At 62.2% G+C, this 16868-nt stretch carries 17 protein-coding genes; 11 read left to right on the top strand and 6 right to left on the bottom strand.

Translation table 11 applies throughout. The features are described from left to right. The first annotated feature begins 6 nt into the window (after window positions 1–6). On the top strand, window positions 7–2262 hold the full coding sequence (locus FNU76_RS21495) for an HDOD domain-containing protein (protein ID WP_179958237.1): 2256 nt from the start codon (window positions 7–9) through the stop codon (window positions 2260–2262). Between the two features lie 202 nt (window positions 2263–2464). Beyond that, window positions 2465–3037 carry a phasin family protein gene (locus FNU76_RS21500; RefSeq protein WP_144280103.1) on the top strand — a complete coding sequence of 191 codons (573 nt, stop codon included), beginning with the start codon at window positions 2465–2467 and terminating at the stop codon, window positions 3035–3037. A 70-nt stretch (window positions 3038–3107) separates the two neighbouring features. Here the strand turns inward: FNU76_RS21500 and FNU76_RS21505 are convergent, their stop codons facing one another. After that, window positions 3108–3800 (bottom strand): hypothetical protein, encoded by a 693-nt coding sequence (locus FNU76_RS21505; protein ID WP_144280104.1) that lies wholly within the window; start codon window positions 3798–3800, stop codon window positions 3108–3110. Then, a complete protein-coding gene (locus FNU76_RS21510; protein WP_144280105.1) occupies window positions 3801–4715 on the bottom strand; it encodes a LysR family transcriptional regulator in 915 nt (304 codons plus the stop codon). It lies immediately after the preceding gene. 237 nt (window positions 4716–4952) lie between these two features. Between FNU76_RS21510 and FNU76_RS21515 the strand changes: the two genes are divergently transcribed. The 3 genes from FNU76_RS21515 (at window position 4953) to FNU76_RS21525 (ending at window position 6810) form a co-directional block, all read left to right on the top strand. Next, window positions 4953–5240: a hypothetical protein gene (locus FNU76_RS21515; protein WP_144280106.1), complete on the top strand. Its 288-nt coding sequence runs from the start codon at window positions 4953–4955 to the stop codon at window positions 5238–5240. An 81-nt stretch (window positions 5241–5321) separates the two neighbouring features. Next, entirely contained in the window at window positions 5322–6005 is a 684-nt protein-coding gene (locus tag FNU76_RS21520) for a sulfite exporter TauE/SafE family protein (RefSeq protein WP_144280107.1), read from the top strand. A gap of 538 nt (window positions 6006–6543) precedes the next feature. Continuing rightward, window positions 6544–6810 carry a hypothetical protein gene (locus FNU76_RS21525; protein WP_179958238.1) on the top strand — a complete coding sequence of 89 codons (267 nt, stop codon included), beginning with the start codon at window positions 6544–6546 and terminating at the stop codon, window positions 6808–6810. 85 nt (window positions 6811–6895) lie between these two features. Here the strand turns inward: FNU76_RS21525 and aroC are convergent, their stop codons facing one another. Further along, window positions 6896–7996 (bottom strand): chorismate synthase, encoded by a 1101-nt coding sequence (gene aroC / locus FNU76_RS21530; RefSeq protein ID WP_144280108.1) that lies wholly within the window; start codon window positions 7994–7996, stop codon window positions 6896–6898. Between the two features lie 235 nt (window positions 7997–8231). Between aroC and FNU76_RS21535 the strand changes: the two genes are divergently transcribed. The 3 genes from FNU76_RS21535 (at window position 8232) to FNU76_RS21545 (ending at window position 10108) form a co-directional block, all read left to right on the top strand. Then, window positions 8232–8933, top strand: a complete 702-nt coding sequence (locus tag FNU76_RS21535; protein WP_144280109.1) for a CoA transferase subunit A — start codon at window positions 8232–8234, stop codon at window positions 8931–8933. A gap of 10 nt (window positions 8934–8943) precedes the next feature. Next, a complete protein-coding gene (locus FNU76_RS21540) occupies window positions 8944–9600 on the top strand; it encodes a 3-oxoacid CoA-transferase subunit B (RefSeq protein WP_144280110.1) in 657 nt (218 codons plus the stop codon). A gap of 142 nt (window positions 9601–9742) precedes the next feature. Beyond that, window positions 9743–10108, top strand: a complete 366-nt coding sequence (locus tag FNU76_RS21545) for a CopG family ribbon-helix-helix protein (protein ID WP_223879128.1) — start codon at window positions 9743–9745, stop codon at window positions 10106–10108. A gap of 67 nt (window positions 10109–10175) precedes the next feature. Here the strand turns inward: FNU76_RS21545 and FNU76_RS21550 are convergent, their stop codons facing one another. Next, window positions 10176–10910 (bottom strand): SDR family oxidoreductase, encoded by a 735-nt coding sequence (locus FNU76_RS21550; RefSeq protein ID WP_144280111.1) that lies wholly within the window; start codon window positions 10908–10910, stop codon window positions 10176–10178. 109 nt (window positions 10911–11019) lie between these two features. Between FNU76_RS21550 and FNU76_RS21555 the strand changes: the two genes are divergently transcribed. Further along, the gene (locus tag FNU76_RS21555) at window positions 11020–11925 is read left to right on the top strand and encodes a LysR family transcriptional regulator (RefSeq protein WP_144280112.1); all 906 of its coding nucleotides are present in this window, start codon (window positions 11020–11022) and stop codon (window positions 11923–11925) included. Window positions 11926–11938: 13 nt separating this feature from the next. On the opposite strand, the gene FNU76_RS21560 is transcribed toward FNU76_RS21555, so the two are convergent. Continuing rightward, window positions 11939–13060, bottom strand: a complete 1122-nt coding sequence (locus tag FNU76_RS21560) for an ABC transporter substrate-binding protein (protein ID WP_144280113.1) — start codon at window positions 13058–13060, stop codon at window positions 11939–11941. Between the two features lie 255 nt (window positions 13061–13315). Beyond that, window positions 13316–13954: an FMN-dependent NADH-azoreductase gene (locus FNU76_RS21565; RefSeq protein WP_144280114.1), complete on the bottom strand. Its 639-nt coding sequence runs from the start codon at window positions 13952–13954 to the stop codon at window positions 13316–13318. A 128-nt stretch (window positions 13955–14082) separates the two neighbouring features. Between FNU76_RS21565 and FNU76_RS21570 the strand changes: the two genes are divergently transcribed. Continuing rightward, window positions 14083–14991 (top strand): LysR substrate-binding domain-containing protein, encoded by a 909-nt coding sequence (locus tag FNU76_RS21570; protein ID WP_144280115.1) that lies wholly within the window; start codon window positions 14083–14085, stop codon window positions 14989–14991. A gap of 60 nt (window positions 14992–15051) precedes the next feature. Further along, complete coding sequence (locus FNU76_RS21575) at window positions 15052–16785, top strand: cation:proton antiporter (protein WP_144280116.1); 1734 nt, start codon at window positions 15052–15054, stop codon at window positions 16783–16785. Window positions 16786–16868 lie beyond the last annotated feature (83 nt).

A 16868-nucleotide genomic window follows, 5' to 3' on the forward strand; every position in this document is an offset into this window, starting at 1 on the left:
ATGGACATGGCGGAAGAGACGATCTACACCCTCGTGGCCGAGGCGGGCCGTACCTGGCTGGCACAAGCGGAGGATGGCCATTGGGCGCTGCTGGTGCCGGATCCCGGGCTGATCGCAACGCAATTGGCTTGTGACGGTGGCCATGCCGTATTGGCGCCCTTGGAGGGCGATGCGGAAATCGATGGTACACGCTGGCTGGCCTATCGCTGGGGCGAAGGCGAGAGCCTGGCCGAACGCTTGGCCGGCGGGTCGATGGCCAAGATGGAAGCGGTCAGGCTGGGCCTGAAATTGCTCGATGGGGCGGTCCATGGCCGTCTGGTCGGGCACCCGCTGGGGCCGGTGTCGGCCGAACGCGTCTTGCTCGATAGCGACGATATGCCCCGCTTGGCGGCCATCCTGCCGCGCGGCGAAGCGGGCGACGATGCACTGCGGGGCATGGGCGCGCTGCTCTTCCATATGCTGACAGGCAGCCCGCCGCTGCGCGACCCGCGCGGCGCCCTGCCGTCCTTGCCTGGCTTGGTGCCCGATCTCGATCCCCGCCTGGAATCCATCGTGCTGGGTGCGCTGGGCGAGCCGGCCGCACCGAAATACGAACATCTGCTGGAATTACGCGCAGCCCTGATCGACTATCTTGCGGAGCTGGAAGCCCTGGACGGGCCTGGCGAAGAGGATGACAGCCTGGGTGCGCAGCTGCTGCGCCGCATGGAAAAAACCGAGGATTTCCCTGCCTTGTCGCGTGCCATCGGCGCGCTCAATCGCATCACCGACGGCGATACCGAGAAGCTGCAAGCGCTGGCGACGGTCATCCTGCGCGATTTTTCGCTGACCAATAAAGTGCTGCGCCTGGCCAATTCGGCCACCTACGGCCAGTTCGGCGGTTCCATCAGTACGATCTCGCGCGCGGTGATGGTCCTGGGCTTCGGTACGGTCAAGTCCATGGCGATGTCGCTGGTGTTGATCGAACACTTGACCGACCACGAGCAGGCCGGCGAGCTGAAGGATGAAGCCGCCCGCGCCTTTTTCGCCAGCCTGGTGGCCCGCCAGCTGGCGGAAAAAAGTGGCTACCGCGATCTGGAGGAAGCCCGCGTATCGGGCATGTTCCATCTCTTGGGGCGTTTGCTGACCTTGTTCTTTTTCCACCGGGAGGCGCAGGAGATCAACCGCCTGGTGGACGGCGGCGAGCCGGAGGATAGCGCTGCCAGGCGCCAACTGGGCGTCAGCTATGAAGAGCTGGGTATGAGCGTGGGGCAGGCCTGGAATCTGCCCGGCAAGCTGATCAGCAGTATGGCGGCCGAAACCGGCAAGCCACGTCCGCCGCGCCATGACGGCGACTGGCTGAGATTGTTCGCCAATGCCGGCAATCTGCTGACGCGGGCGACGCTGGCCGACGGCGAGCCGGCGCGATTCAAGGGGTTTCTGCAAGTGCGCGACCAGTTCGGCGAGGCGCTGCGCTTGAGCGAACGCGAGCTGCGCGTATCGGTGGACGATGCCGCGCGTGAAACCCTGCGTGAAGCCGCCATCTTCGGCCTGGAGGCGCAGGCTTCCGGCGTGCTGGCGCGCCTGCGTAGCTTGGCGGGATTGCCGACCTTGGCGCAGCAGGGCGGCGAAGCGGCTGCAGCGGCGGGCCTGTCGTCGAGAACACCAGCCGAGACGGCAGCGCAAACCGCGACCGATCCCTTGGCCAAGACGGCGGGTGCGGCTTTTGTGGCGCTGGAGACGTTCGATCGGCCGGAAGTCGTCGATGCCTTGGCCAGCTGCGTCCAGGATGTGACCGAAACCCTGCTGGACGATTTTCGGCTCAACGATTTGCTGCGGATGATTCTGGAAACCATCTATCGCAGCCTGGGCGTCAACCGCGCCTTGATCGCGACCCGCAGCGTACAGCGCAATGCCATTATCGGGCGCTTCGGTTTCGGCGAGGATATCGACGCCTTCCTGCCCCGTTTCGCGCTGCCCTTGGACGATACCGCCGATGTCTTTCGGGTCAGCTTGTCCAACAACGTCGATGTCCTGATCGAAGACGTCGACAGCCTCGCCATCCGTGACCGTATCCCGCATTGGTTTCGGCAGATCGGTGCGGGCAGCACCTTTCTGTTGATGCCGATCGTCATCGATAAAAAAATCGTAGGCTTGTTCTACGCCGACAAAGCCGCCGGAAGCAGCTTGCGCTTGGGGCGGAAAGAGCTTTCCTTGTGTAAAACCCTGAGAAATCAAGCTATTTTGGCGATACGGCAAAAGACGCCACCCACCGCCGGGACCTAAGTGCAGTGCCGCATTAGGCTGATTGCTCTATTTGTCAAGTGACTGTTCTGTAACACTAATCATGCGTAGTGACTATTTTGTGCGGCGCACAAAACAATGCTTGACGTGGCAAATCGACGCAGCCATACTTCGATCACGTTGCGGCATGGATATATTGTTTCGACCGCTCACCTAATCGATAGTCAGTCAGGAGAAAACCTATATGTTTGCTACCTCGGATTTCGCCGCCTTCGGGCAAGCCCAGCTTGAAAAATCGATTCGCCTTTCCAATATCGCCCTGTCCGGTGTCGAGCGTCTTGTCGCCCTGCAGTTGGATGTTGCCCGCGATCTGTTTGCAGAGAATACGGCCACGGCCAAGGCTTTTTCCGAGGTAAAGGACGTGCAGGGCTTCCTGGCTTTGCAGCAGCAACTGTCGCAGCCGGCCATCGACAAGGCCCTCGCGGTTGCCAAGGGTGTCTATGAAGCCACCAGCACCTCGCAGTCCGAAATCGGCGCCTTCGTCGAAGAGCAGGTCGTCGAGTTCAACAAGGGCCTGGTTTCCACCCTGGACAAGGCAGTCAAGCAAGCGCCGGCCGGTTCCGAAATCATCGTTTCGGCGGTGAAGACGGCGGTGGCGACGGCTGCATCGGCTTACGACACCGTGGCCAAGACCGCCAAGAAGGTCACCAGCGATTTCGCCGAAGCCGGCGTGGCCGCAGCCGAAACCTCGGCCAATGCCGCGGCGGGTGCAGCAGCCAAGGCCAGCCGTAATAAGGCAGCCGCCGGCGCCGTTTAAAGCGACCGGGCAATTCCGCGAAGCGCTGGTTTTATCAGCTCGCTGGCGCGGAAGTGGCAGAAAAACCACGCTACGGCGTGGTTTTTTCACGCCCGTGCGCGTTCAGCCAGACCAGCAGGCAGGCCAGCTTGCGTGCCGGGGTATCCTGCGGCAAGGCATTGGGTGGGGTGTAGGCGAACAGGGGCGGCAAGGATTGCTCCGCCGGGCAGGTTTCTCCGTGGCTGGCTGCGAGGTAGGCCTCGGCCTTGGCCGCCAAACGGGTCAGCAGTAGCTGTTGGCTATGCAACAGCGGCGCATAGCCGCCGGCGAGGACGGTAGGCATCAATCCTGCCAGGCCGCTCAGTCCGCAACCGATATCCGTCAGGATCTCGGTCAGGAAATCCGGAGCGCCTCGCCCGCCGGCATGGAGCCAGGCACCCGCCGTCGGCGCTAGCGCATCGAGCATGGGTTGGGCCGCCTGCAGCAGGGCCCTGTCGCCACCCACGGCCAGCAGAAAGCCATGCTCCACCGCGAATGGACTGTCCTGCCACACCAGGCTAAGCGTACGCGGGTGTGGATGCTGGCCGGACCGGCAGCCGTCCAGGAGCAGATCCTCGCTGTCCAGTTGCGGTGCGGGACCGTCCGCGCGCAGCCACAGGCGAGGGGAGGGGAGGGCTTGGGCCGCTTCCAGCGTGGCATCCACGGGTACGTGGCAAATGTGCCGGCCTTGCCGCCGTAGCCTTGCCGCCAAGGTGGCGGGCGTATTCAGTAGGACCCAATTCACTTAAACGGCGCTTCCCTGGCAAAGCCGGCGTTGCACGTCCTCGTTGCCGAGGTGGTCCAGAAACCAGCGCAAGGCGTTGCCGCGCGATTTGCTGGGCCAGGCCGCATAGAGGCGGGGGACCGGTTTGCCCTCGTCCACCTGCAGTACCACCAGGCGGCCGGCGTCGATATGGTTGGCTGCCAGCCGTAGCGGCAGGTAGCCCACGCCCAGGCCGGCCAGTTGCGCCGCCAGTTTTTCGCGCTGGCTGGTGACGCTAAGGGTGGGCTGGCCGGTAAGCAGGCCCGAAGTGCGCGGCGCCAGGCTGCGCGAGCTGTCGGCTACGCTGACGGCGCGATGTCCCCGTACGGTCTGCATGGCGATGGGTTGTGTCTCCTGGGCCAGCGGATGCTGTGGCGCTACCGCCAGGACAAAGGGGACTTCGCCGAGCAGCAGGCTCTTGAAGCCGCCGCCGGGCGGTGCGTCGTCCGGCGCGCCGATGGCGAGATCGGCACGCCCCGTGTACAGCGCATCCCAGGCGCCGCCATAGGCTTCGTGAGTAAAGCGCAGGCGCGTGGCGCCGCCGATGCGGTCGAAGGCCGCGACGGACTCCAGCAAGACGTCGAAATCCACCAGATCACCGACGGCGATGCGTAATTCCGGTTCCCAGCCGGTGGCCACGCGCTTGACCCGTGCCTCCAGCGCAACAGCTGCATCTAGTAGGGGGCGGCCTTCGCGCAACAACTCTTGTCCGGCTGGTGTCAGTCTGGCGCGATGGCCGCTGCGATCGAAAATCAGGACGTCGAGGTCTTGTTCCAGCTTTTGGATGGTGTAGGTAATGGCCGAGGGTACGCGGTGCAGTTCGGTCGCGGCGGCGGCAAAACTCCCTTTGCGTTCAATGGCATCCAGTACAAGCAAGGCATCAAGCGAGAGGCGCATTTGATGGGTTCCGCAGCGGAAAAATGGCGAGGCGAGCAGGGTATGCTAGTTGCATTATGGAGCAGCTGGCGAGCTCTGCCGAATTTTTGATCAGTTTAACTGAAGAATGCTGCACCGCAGCAGCTCCGTTCCGGGCTAGATGCTTGTTCGATATGGGGTTTTCGTGTGCAAATTGCTGAGGTAGGATGCATTAGAGTACTGGCACTAGACTGGTTAATAATAGGGAGGACATCCTGTATGAAACTGAAGTCGATTTTGGTGTTGTGGCCATCGTTTCTCGTGGCGGGTTTGGTGAATAGCCTTTTCTTTACGCTGTTCGACCCCCTGGAGCTGATGAGCGGAGGCGAACCGATCTTCGAAAGCCGCGTGCTCGCCTATTCCGTGGGCTTCTTTGTCTGCTGGCTGTTCGCCGGCCTTTCCAGCGGCATGACCCTGTTCTTCGAGCGCGATAGCGAGCAGGTGAACCGCTACTGTCCGGTCGATTACGGCAAGCCGCATGGCGGCCATCCCGGCAACGTTGCGTAGTGCGTGGTTTGGCTGATCCCTGCGCCCACATCGGGCGGCGCGTCGGTGTGTAGGCACCGGGAGCAGTGTTAAGCTCATGGGATGTTGAGCTATCCCTTGTTGATTTCCCTGGCCGGCTGGGTCCTGGCCGGCTTTCTTGGCGGTGTCCATTGCCTGGGTATGTGCGGAGGCCTGGCCGCGGCACTGGGATTGCAGTCCGCCGGCGGTCGCCGCTTTGCCTTGTTATTGGCGGTCAATCTGGGCCGTCTATCCAGCTATGCGCTGATTGGCGCCTTGCTGGGCGGTTTGTCGGGACTGGTGGCCTGGCTGCCGCAAGCGGCGGTTATCCAGACGGCGCTCTATATACTCTCTTTATTGCTACTGATGCTTCTGGGTTTCTACCTGGCGGGCTGGTCGCCCTTGCTGGCTCGGCTGGAGCGCGTCGGTGGTCCCCTGTGGCGCGTATTGCAACCCCGCTTCAGTGCCTTGCTGCCCTTGCGCTCGCTGCCTGGCGCCTGGCTGGCCGGTACGCTGTGGGGTTGGCTACCCTGCGGCCTGGTCTATACCGCCGCGACCGCCGCGCTGGCGGCGGGTTCGGCCCTGCATGGCGGCTTGATCCTCTTGGCATTCGGGGTGGGAACCCTGCCCAATCTATTGGCGATGGGCATGGCGGCCGGGCAATTGCGGCGGCTGCGGGAGCAAAAGTGGGTCAGGCGGCTGGCCGGCGGCTTGCTGGTCGTTTACGGCGGCCTGCAATTGCTGCGCTGGGCCATTTCGCACTGGTAGGATTACGGCTTGCGTTCTTTGGTCCGATGTGTTGCCTGAATGCCAAGTCCACCCATTTATATGCCTGCCGCCTTGCTTGTTGGCGGGAGACGACGCTATAGTTCGGCGCTCGGTCCCGGCTGTCCGAAATGGCTGCCGGCACCGTTGGTGGCGAGTGATGCGGCTGTCGTGGCTGTGTGGGGTTATTTGCGTGGTGCAGCAAGGTTGCGAGGCGTCGGATTGGCGCATCGACCGGGTGTGCATGGCCTGCGTGGCGGGTCGGCGGGTGCGTTTGGGTATTATCAACTTATTCCCTACGAACTTATGTCATGCTGCGACGCACTTTTCCCTAGTTTTTTCTCTAGAAGCTGCTAGAATTTTGCAGTCGGTCGTATTTGATGCGTCAAAGGTTTCAAGCCCTCGATCAACGGTCGATTGCTTATTTTTTGTGTGAACTCCACTTCCTTTAAAGGTAAAACCATGAACAAGACCCTGCTCATCGCTGCTCTCCTCGCCCTGGGCCTGGCCGCTTGCGGTAAGAAAGAGCCAGAAGCTGCTGTTGAAGCTCCTGCTGCTACCCCTGCTGTTGAAGCTCCTGCCGCTGCAGCTCCTGCCGCTCCTGCTACCGACGCTGCTGCTCCTGCAGCTGCTCCGGCTGACGCAGCCGCCGCTCCTGCTGCTGCTCCCGCAGCTGCTCCAGCTGACGCTACCAAGCCAGCTGACGCTCCTAAGCCTTAATCGCTTAGTAGTTGGCAGTATAGAAAAGCCGACCTGTGGGTCGGCTTTTTGTTGCCTGTTCGATCGCCCCCTTGCGCTGTCTCTATAAGCGGCGATTGCACAGCAAAAAAGGACGCTTATGCGTCCTTTTTTGCTGTGCAGCAGCGTTTCATTTGCGCTGCAGCAACGATGGCTTATTGGATCCGGCCGGGGATTCTCGGCGTGGCGACCGCTACGTCGGCGTTTTGCGCCCGGTGGCGAAGGGCGTGATCGATCAGCACCAGGGCAAGCATGGCTTCGGCGATGGGGGTGGCGCGTATGCCCACGCAGGGGTCGTGCCGGCCGGTGGTGGAAACCTCGACCGCTTGGCCTTGCTTGTCTATCGAATTGCGCGGCTGCGGAATGCTGGAGGTGGGCTTGATGGCGATGCTGGCACGGATGGCTTGGCCGGTGGAGACGCCGCCGAGCACGCCGCCGGCATGGTTGCTGGCAAAACCGGCCGGCGTAAGTTCGTCGCCATGCAGGCTGCCGCGTTGCGCCACCACATCGAAGCCATCGCCGATTTCCACGCCCTTGACCGCGTTGATGCTCATCAGCGCATGGGCGATATCCGCATCCAGCCTGTCGTAGACCGGTTCACCCCAGCCGACGGGAACGTTTTCGGCGACCACCTCGATGCGCGCGCCTATCGAGTCGCGCTCGGCGCGAATGCGGTCCATATAGCTTTCCAGCGCCGGGACGATTTCATCGTTCGGGGCAAAGAAGGCATTTTCGCCGATGTGCTGCCAGGATTTGAAGGGAATGGCGATCTCGCCCAGCTGGCTCATATAGCCGCGGATCTCGATGCCGAACTGTTCCTTCAGCCATTTCTTGGCGATGGCGCCGGCGGCGACCCGCACCGCGGTCTCGCGGGCCGAGCTGCGGCCGCCGCCACGATAGTCGCGGATGCCGTACTTATGCCAGTACGTATAGTCGGCATGGCCGGGCCGGAAGGTTTCGACGATCTTGCCGTAGTCCTGGCTGCGCTGGTCGGTATTGCGTATCAGCAGGGCGATGGGATGGCCGGTGGTCTTGCCCTCGAAGGTGCCGGACAGGATTTCGACCCGGTCCGCCTCTTGCCGCTGCGTCACATGCCGGCTGGTGCCGGGTTTGCGGCGGTCCAGTTCCGCCTGGATGTCGGCCTCGCAGATCGCCAATCCCGGTGGGCAGCCGTCCACCACGCAGCCGATGGCCGGGCCGTGGCTCTCGCCGAAGGAGGTAACCGTGAACAACAGACCCAAGGAACTACCCGACATGATGCACCCTCGTGGAATAACGAATGACTTTAAGCTGTGCCGGCATGCAACCGACGGCGGCGGCCAGTCTATCACAGGGGCCGGCGCCGCCTCGCTTGCCGGGCGGCTCGTCGTGCTAGAATTCGATTGACGTACACGTCAACCATGACCGAAGGTTATGGTCCGGCGGCGGTAGTCCGGCCGCATTGCGATACCGAGCGGGCGCATTCGCCCCATTCCCAGGAGACAACACCCCATGTCCGGGTTCAATAAAGTCGTTAACAGCCTCGATTCGGCGCTGGCCGGCTTCCAGGACGGCATGACCGTCATGGTGGGCGGCTTCGGCCTCTGCGGCATTCCCGAAGGGCTGATACGCAGCGTCTACGAGGCCGGCCACACAGGTCTTACCGTGATTTCCAACAATGCCGGCGTGGACGGCTTCGGTCTGGGCCTGTGGCTGGAGAAGCGCCAGATCCGCACCATGATCGCCTCGTACGTGGGAGAGAATGCCTTGTTCGAACAGCTGCTGCTGTCGGGCGAGATGGAAGTGATCCTGACACCGCAAGGCACGCTGGCCGAGAAGATCCGCGCCGGCGGCGCCGGTATCCCGGCCTTCTACACGGCGACCGGCTACGGCACCCAGGTGGCGGAAGGCAAGCCCACGGCGGAATTCGACGGCCGCATGTATGTGCAGGAACGCGCCTTGACGGCCGATTTCGCGCTGGTGCGCGCCTGGAAGGCGGATGAATACGGCAATCTGGTGTTCCGCAAGACGGCCATGAACTTCAATCCGATGATGGCCACCGCCGGCCGTATCACCGTGGCGGAAGTGGAAGAGATCGTCCCGGCCGGCAGCCTGGACCCGGAGCATATCCATACGCCCGGCATTTATGTGCACCGTGTGATCAAGGGTAGCTTCGAGAAGCGCATCGAACAACGCACCGTGCGGAAGGCATAAGGAGAATCAGATGGCACTTTCCCGCGAACAAATCGCCATGCGCGTCGCGCAGGAATTGCGCGACGGCTATTACGTCAACCTGGGGATCGGTATTCCCACCCTGGTGGCGAACTATATCCCCGTTGGTATGGAAGTCATGCTGCAGTCCGAGAACGGCCTGCTCGGAATGGGTCAATTCCCGACCGATGCGGAAGTCGATGCCGACCTGATCAATGCCGGCAAGCAGACCGTGACCACCATCCCCGGCGCCGCATTCTTCAGCTCGGCCGAGTCCTTCGCCATGATCCGGGGCGGGCATGTCGACCTGACCGTGCTGGGCGCGTTCGAAGTGGACGTCAATGGCAGCATCGCCAGCTGGATGGTTCCGGGCAAGCTGGTCAAGGGCATGGGCGGCGCGATGGACCTGGTGGCCGGCGCCCAGAATATCGTGGTGACCATGCAGCACACCGACAAGGCCGGCAATTCCAAGCTGCTGCCGGCCTGCACCTTGCCGCTGACGGGCGTCAGCTGCATCCGCAAGGTGGTGACCGATCTGGCGGTGGTGGCCATTTCCGACGGCCGCTTCCATTTGCTGGAGCGGGCGCCGGGCGTCAGCGTGGAGGAAATTGTCGCGAAGACCGCCGGGGCCATGCATGTGCCGGAGCATGTGCCGGAAATGCGTGTGTAAGCTGCAGGGCGATTTACAGAAGACCACCTTTATCGTTCAAGGTGGTCTTTTGCTTTGCGTGGCAGGCTATCCCATCGTTTGAGGGGCAAGGGCGGGGAGGCTACATTTTCACCTGGTTTTACCATGCGATAAGAGACCCGCCATGGCAATGTCCCTCAAGATCGACGACACGCTCAAAGGCCGCGTCCAACATCTCACCAGCCGTCGCTCGTCCCACTGGATCAAGCTCGAAGCCGTCCGGCAATACGTCGAGCGCGTGAAAGCCCGAGAAAACTTCAAGCAGGTAGCCTTAGCCTCTTGGGCGGCCTATCGGGAAACCGGCCGGCACTTGACCGGTCAGGAAGTGCGCGCATGGTTGAGCACATGGGGCGAAGACGAAAGGGCTTTGCCCATTGGCTGGCCGATCCCAAATGAAATTGTCCAACAGGCTGTTGGACAATTTCCCGGGGGGCACAATCTGGCAACACGGAAGCGGCCGTTCGCGAATTGCACCTTTCGAGAGGATTGAACAGTCAAGATCGACGTTCGGGAAAGAGATCCTCGTCTCTAGCGGTATAAATCGAGCGGAATGCCTCTCAAACCAGCACGCCACCGCCGTCCACGATGATGGCCTGTCCCGTGGCATGGCGATTGGCCATCAAATGGACATAAGTTTGCGCGAGGTCCTCCGCCTCGCCGACACGACCCACCGGCAGGGCCGCCCCGCTCGCGGCGTAGAGTGCCTCGCGGTCAGCTTCGGACAAGTTGGCCCACAGCGGCGTGCGCACTAAACCGGGACTCACCAGGTTGACGCGAATGGGCGCCAACTCCACCGCCAGTGCCCGCGTGAGGCCTTCCATCGCGCTGCAGGCGCTGGCCAGCGCCACCCAACCCTTTTGTGGCCGCAAGCTGGCGATACCGCTGGTTAGCACCACGGAGCCGCCGGGACGCAGATACGACGCCGCATGTTTGACGGCGGCAATGGCACCGAAGACGCGCACATCGAAAACCTGGCGGACCGTATCGAGGTCCATGTCGGCGAGCGCGCCGGTTTGCAACGAGTCGCCGGCGCTGTAGACCAGATGGTCGAACGGTCCGAGTTGTTCAAACAGGCCACGCACAGCGGCTTCGTTATTCAGATCGACCGTGTACCCCGCTGCCCGGTCGCCGAGCCTGGCGACGGCCTCGGCGACGCGCTGACTGCGCGATGAAACCACGGTCACCGAGGCGCCGGCGGCCAGCGCGGCATGGGCCGTGGCAAGGCCGATCCCCGAGGTGCCGCCCAGCAGGACGACGTGTTGATGCTGAAGGTTTGTGATTGCGATAGTCATTGCGGGTCCTTGCTGTGGGTTGTGAGTAAAGCCAGGACCCGAGTATTATTCGTTAGATAAGTTTGATAAATACACCATTTCTTTGCACACTGGTTAATAGGGCTTGCGAATGGATCGATTCAGCAGCATGGCGATATTTGCACGCGTGGTCGAGCGCGGCAGCTTCACCGCTGCGGCCGAAGGCAGTGGCATGACGCCCACGATGGTCGGCAACCATATTCGCGAATTGGAGCGGCACCTCAAAGGCCGTTTGCTGAATCGCACCACGCGACGCCAGAGCCTGACCGAACTCGGCAAGCGCTATCACGCGCGATGCGTCGAAATCCTGGCGCTGGTGGACTCCGCCGAACTGGATGCGCGCGAGATGCAGAACAGCCCGCGTGGCCGATTGCGGGTCAGTTGTCCGGTTATCTACGGCACCCGCGTGCTCGTACCGGCGCTTGCTGCATACTTCGATTGCTATCCCGAGGTCCAGGTTGAGCTGTCCCTCAACGACCGCTTCGTCGATCTGGCGGAAGAGGGCTTTGACGCCGCCATCCGTGTCGGTGTGCTGCCGGACTCGGGCTTGATTGCGCGGCCGTTGGCCCATTCGTCGCGTATTGTCTGTGCGTCGCCGGCCTATCTGGCGCGCCATGGGCAGCCGCGGACGCCCGCCGATCTGGCGCAGCACAACTGCCTGGCTTTTATGGTCGCAACGGGTCCGGAACACGAATGGCGTTTCTCACGTCCCGACGGCAACGGCGTGGAGCGCATCGCGGTGCGCGGCCGTCTTGACGTCAATGGCGGTCTCGCGCTTCGCGAGGCCGCGCTCGCGGGATTGGGCATCATTCTCCAACCCCGGATGATGCTGCAGGAAGATCTGGATGCGGGTCGGCTCGTCCGCCTTTTTCCCGATTGGCCGGCGCAGACCTTGCCCATCCATGTGGTGCATCTGCCCGATGCGCACATGCCACCGAAGCTGGCGAGTTTTATCGCCTTTCTCCAGGAAACGTTGGGGCACGGCAGGGAGCCGTAGACCGGCTGTGACCCTAGCGGATCAATTCCCCGCTAGGCCCGATCACCGTGACTTCCACGAATTTCGAGCCGACATGCTGGTTAGGCCCGAAGGTAAGCCGGTAGCCCCCCAGGTTGACGGTACCCAGCGCCTCGATGGCGGCCATCAGGGTTTCGCCGTTCACTTCGCGCTTATCGACCTTTTTCAATGCCTCGGTCACGACATTGGCCGCCACGAAGTATTCGAATTCGACATAGCCGAGCTTGAGCTTATTGCGTTTTACGAAGGCGCGGTATTCCTTGACCAGGGCCGATGAGTCGGAATAGATATAAGGCATGACCTGGCTGATGCCGGTACCGCGGGCCGAGTCGATGCCGGCCGCTGCGATCAGTTCCTTGGCGCCGACCACCGACACCGTATACATCTGGGCCGAACCGCCGGCCTTGCGATAGGCCTTCAGGAAAGCGCCGCTGGCATCGTCGGTACCCAGCAGCAGTACGGCCGTCGGGTTCTGTTCATTGATGGCCTTGACGGCGGCATCCACGTTGACCGTATTCTTTTCGTAACTGCCGGTGGCCACCACTTCCAGATTGCTTTTCTTGGCCTCCTGGCGGGCGGCGAACAGGCCGAACTTGCCGTCCTGGTCGTTCTGGAAGAAAACGCCGATGCGCTGATGGCCCAGCGAGGCCATCTGCTGGCCCAGCTTGTTCATTTCATCGACCCAGCTGGCGCGCATATGAAACATGAATGGGTTGCTGCGCAGCGCGGGCGCGCCGGAGATCGGTGCGATCAAGGGGATCTTGGCATCGCTCAGGATATTCTGCTTGATCAGCTCCAGCGGGCCGGCCGAACCAGCGGCGCCCAGCATGGCGATGGGCTTGCTTTCCTGAATGATGCGGCGGGTTTCTTCGGCGTACTTTTGCGGATTGAAGCCGTCGTCGCCGAAGACCATCTTGATCTTCAGGCCGTTTACGCCGCCCTTCTTGTTCAATTCCTCGAAGTAGGCGCTCAAGGTGTTCTCGGCGCTTACGGCGTTTTCCTTCAGCAGGCTGGAAACCGGCCCAACGTGTCCGATGGTTACCGTTTCTGCGGCTTGTCCAGAAGCGAGCAATCCGGCGGTAAGCAAAGGCAATAAGAAGCGTGACGTTGGGCGCATTTCGATGGTTTCTCCTGTGTTGATATCGAATTTGAAAATTAGTACGTTCTAATTCGATCAAGCGCTTGAGTTGGCGATTGTAGTGAAATGCACCATGCCGGTCACGGCATTTCGAGCGATTACTCCATATTTGTATATTTTAGCCGACGAAAGCCGGCTTCCAAAATTCGGCCGCAAGCCAGCAAGGAAAACGCCTCCAGGCTGCTTGGCCTGGAGGCGTCGAGGGGAGCCCGGCGGGAGTCGAAAGGCGATGATTTACATGGCTAAAGCCGGTTCTTCCGTGCCGAATCGCACTTCGGCCAGCGCGCGGATGCGGGCGCCGGCGGCATGCAAGGCCGCTTCGCGCGGCGCTGGACCCATGTTCAAACCCTCGGCGTGGATCACCGTGATGTCAGTAATACCAAGAAAGCCCAGTACCACCTTCAGGAAATCGACATGGCCCATGCCCGAGGGCAGGCCGGCATGCTTGCCGCCGGCGGTGGCGACGATAATGGCCCGCTTGCCGGCCACCAGGCCTTCGGGGCCATTCGGGCCGTAGCGGAAGGTTTTGCCGGCGACCGAGATGCGGTCGATCCAGGCCTTGAGTTGGCTGGGGATGGAAAAATTGTACATGGGCGCGGCGATCACGATGGCGTCGGCGGCCAGGAATTCGTCCAGTATGCCGGCCGACAGGGCGGCTTCATGCTGTTGCGCGGCGTCACGCAGTTCCGCCGGGGTGCCGTAGGCGGCCAGGCTGGCGCCGGACTGATGCGGCGGCGCCTCGCTGCCCAGGTCGCGATAGCTGAGGGCCAGGCCGGGTTCGACGGTGCGCCAGGCTTCTACTACATCGCGGGTCAACTGGCGGGATACCGAGGCTTCGCCCAGGATGCTGGAATCGATTTGCAACAGTTTCATGGCAGGCTCCAAGAGGGTTTGCTTCAAGCCGTCAGCGTGGCGGCTCTGTTGCGATGAATAGTATTTTTCGCACGAATAACGCACTAGACCGCTAAAATGCGATGGTTCGTTCTACTGGTAGGACAATCATGCAAGACCTTAACGATCTGCATTACTTCGCCCGGGTGGTGGAAGCCGGTGGCTTTGCCGCGGCGGGGCGCTTGCTGGGGGTGCCCAAGTCGCGCTTGTCGCGGCGGGTGGCCGAATTGGAAACACGCCTGGGCGTGCGGCTGTTGCAGCGGACGACCCGTAAATTGGCGCTGACCGAGGTGGGCGAACGCTACTTCCGGCATTGCCAGGCCATGCTGCAGGAAGCCGAAGCCGCCGAAGAAGTGGTGGTGACCGCGAGTGCGGAGCCGCGCGGACGGCTGCGAGTATCCTGCCCGGTCTCGGTGGCGCAACCCATGCTGACCGATGTCGTGTCCAGTTTTTTGGCGGCGTATCCGCAAGTGCAGCTCGATATGCTGCTGACCAGCCGGCGGGTTGACCTGGTGGAGGAGGGGGTGGACGTGGCTTTGCGGGTCCGGGCCGCCGGCTACGAAGAGCCCTCGCTGGTGACGCGCCGATTGCGGCCGGCTAACGGCATCCTGGTGGCGGCGCCGGCATTGTTGGCGGGACGGGCGCTCAGCCGGCCGGAACAGTTGGCGCAATTTCCTGTTCTAGGTGCGACCGAACTGGACCGGCGCGTGCATTGGCATCTGGTCGGCCCCGCGGGGGAAGTCCGGGAGCTGGCGTTCGAAGCCCGCTTCGCCACCGACGATTTCGTGCTGCGCAAGGCGGCGGCGCTGGCCGGGCTGGGCGTCACCATGCTGCCCTTGATGAATTGCGATGCGGAAATCGCCAACGGCAGTCTGGTGCAGTTATTGCCTGAATGGCGCATGCCCGGTGGAAATCTGCTGGCCGTCTATCCGCATCGGCGTGGTTTACTGCCGGCGGTAAGGGTGTTCATCGACCACTTGGTGCATGCTTTCGCCGAGGAAAACGCCACGCCCGTCTAATCAGCCGGACCTAAGCGCGATCCGCTCCGGATCGCATCGCTTCATCGCAAAGGAGAGTGCATGCACGGCGCGCATTTTATTCAGGATCTCGCGGTCATCATGCTGGTGGCGGGGCTGGTCACGGTGCTATTCCACAAGCTCAAGCAGCCTGTCGTGCTCGGCTACTTGATCGCAGGCCTGATCATCGGGCCGCATACGCCGCCATATACCCTGATCACCGACGAAGCCACCATCAATACCCTGGCCGAGCTGGGGGTGGTGTTCCTGATGTTTTCGCTGGGCCTGGAGTTCAGTCTCAAAAAGCTGACCAAGGTCGGCGCCGCCGCGCTGGTGGCGGCCTCGGCCGAGATCGTGCTGATGGTCTGGATAGGTTACGAGGTGGGGCGGGCCTTCGGCTGGCGCACCATGGACTCGCTGTTTCTCGGCGCAATGCTGTCGATTTCCTCGACGACCATCATCGTCAAGGCGCTGGATGAGCTGAAACTGAAGCAGGAAGGTTTTGCCAAGCTGATCTTCGGCGTCCTGATCGTCGAGGATGTGTTGGCAATCGCCATGCTGGCCTTGCTGTCCGGTATCGCCATGACCGGTTCGGTGCAGATCGAGGAGGTGGGGGCTACCCTGGGTAAGCTGGCCATCTTCATTACCGTGGCGCTGGTGGCCGGCCTTTTGCTGGTGCCGCGCCTGCTGGCCTACGTGGCGCAGAGCGCCAGCCGCGAAATGCTGCTGGTGACCGTGCTGGGCATCTGCTTCGGTTTCTGCCTGTTCGCACTCAAGCTCGGCTATAGCGTGGCGCTGGGCGCGTTTATCATCGGTGCGGTGATGGCCGAATCGGAGCATCTCAAGACCATCGAAAACCTGATCGAGCCGATACGCGACTTGTTCAGCGCGATCTTCTTCGTCGCCATCGGGCTGATGCTCAACCCGGCCGTACTGGTGCAGTACGCGTGGCCCATCGCGCTGCTGACCATCGTGGTGGTGGTGGGTAAGGTGGTCAGCTGCGGGCTGGGTGTCTTTATCTCGGGCAACGATCCACGCACTTCGCTGCGCGTGGGCATGGGCTTGGCGCAGATCGGCGAATTCAGTTTCATCATCGCCGCCCTCGGCGCCAGCCTCAAGGTGACCAGCGATTTCCTCTATCCCATCGCGGTAGCCGTCTCCGCCATCACGACCCTGCTTACGCCCTATCTGATAAAGGGTGCCGACCAGACCGGCAACGTGCTGGGCAAGCTGATGCCAAGACGTACCGCCGAGGTGTTGGGCGTATATAGCCAATGGTTGGCCAGCCTGCGGTTGGAAGGCGATCAGGCCGTGCTGGCCGGGATGATCCGGCGCATCCTGTTGCAGGTGGCGGTGAACTGCATGCTGGTGGCGGCCATCTTCCTGGGCGGGGCGTGGCTGGGCGAGCACCTCAGCCACCTGCTCAATTGGTACAAGGCCGTACTCTGGGGCGCGGCGCTGCTGCTGTCGCTGCCTTTCCTGGTGGCGATCTACCGCAAGCTGGTTGCCCTGGCCATGTTGCTGGCCGAGATCGGCATCGCCGACAACCGCGCCGGCACCTACACCCCGCAGGTGCGCAAACTGGTATCGCGCCTGATCCCCCTGGCCGCCTTGGTCGGGATCGGCTTCGGCATCGCGGCGCTGAGTGCGGCCATCCTGCCGCCGTGGGAGTTGCTGTGGCTGGTCCTTGCCATTGCGCTGCTATTGCTCCTGGTACTGCACCGCGCCATGGTGGCGATCCATGCGCGCCTGCAGATTGCCTTGCTCGAAACGCTGGAAGACAACAGCAGGCATTGAACCGGTGGGAAGCGCTGCAAGGCGCTTCCGCACGCCTATTGGGATAGAATATAGTGAGCGGAATGCGGGAAAACCCGCGATAA

This window comes from Chitinimonas arctica, assembly GCF_007431345.1.
Lineage (GTDB): Bacteria > Pseudomonadota > Gammaproteobacteria > Burkholderiales > Chitinimonadaceae > Chitinimonas > Chitinimonas arctica.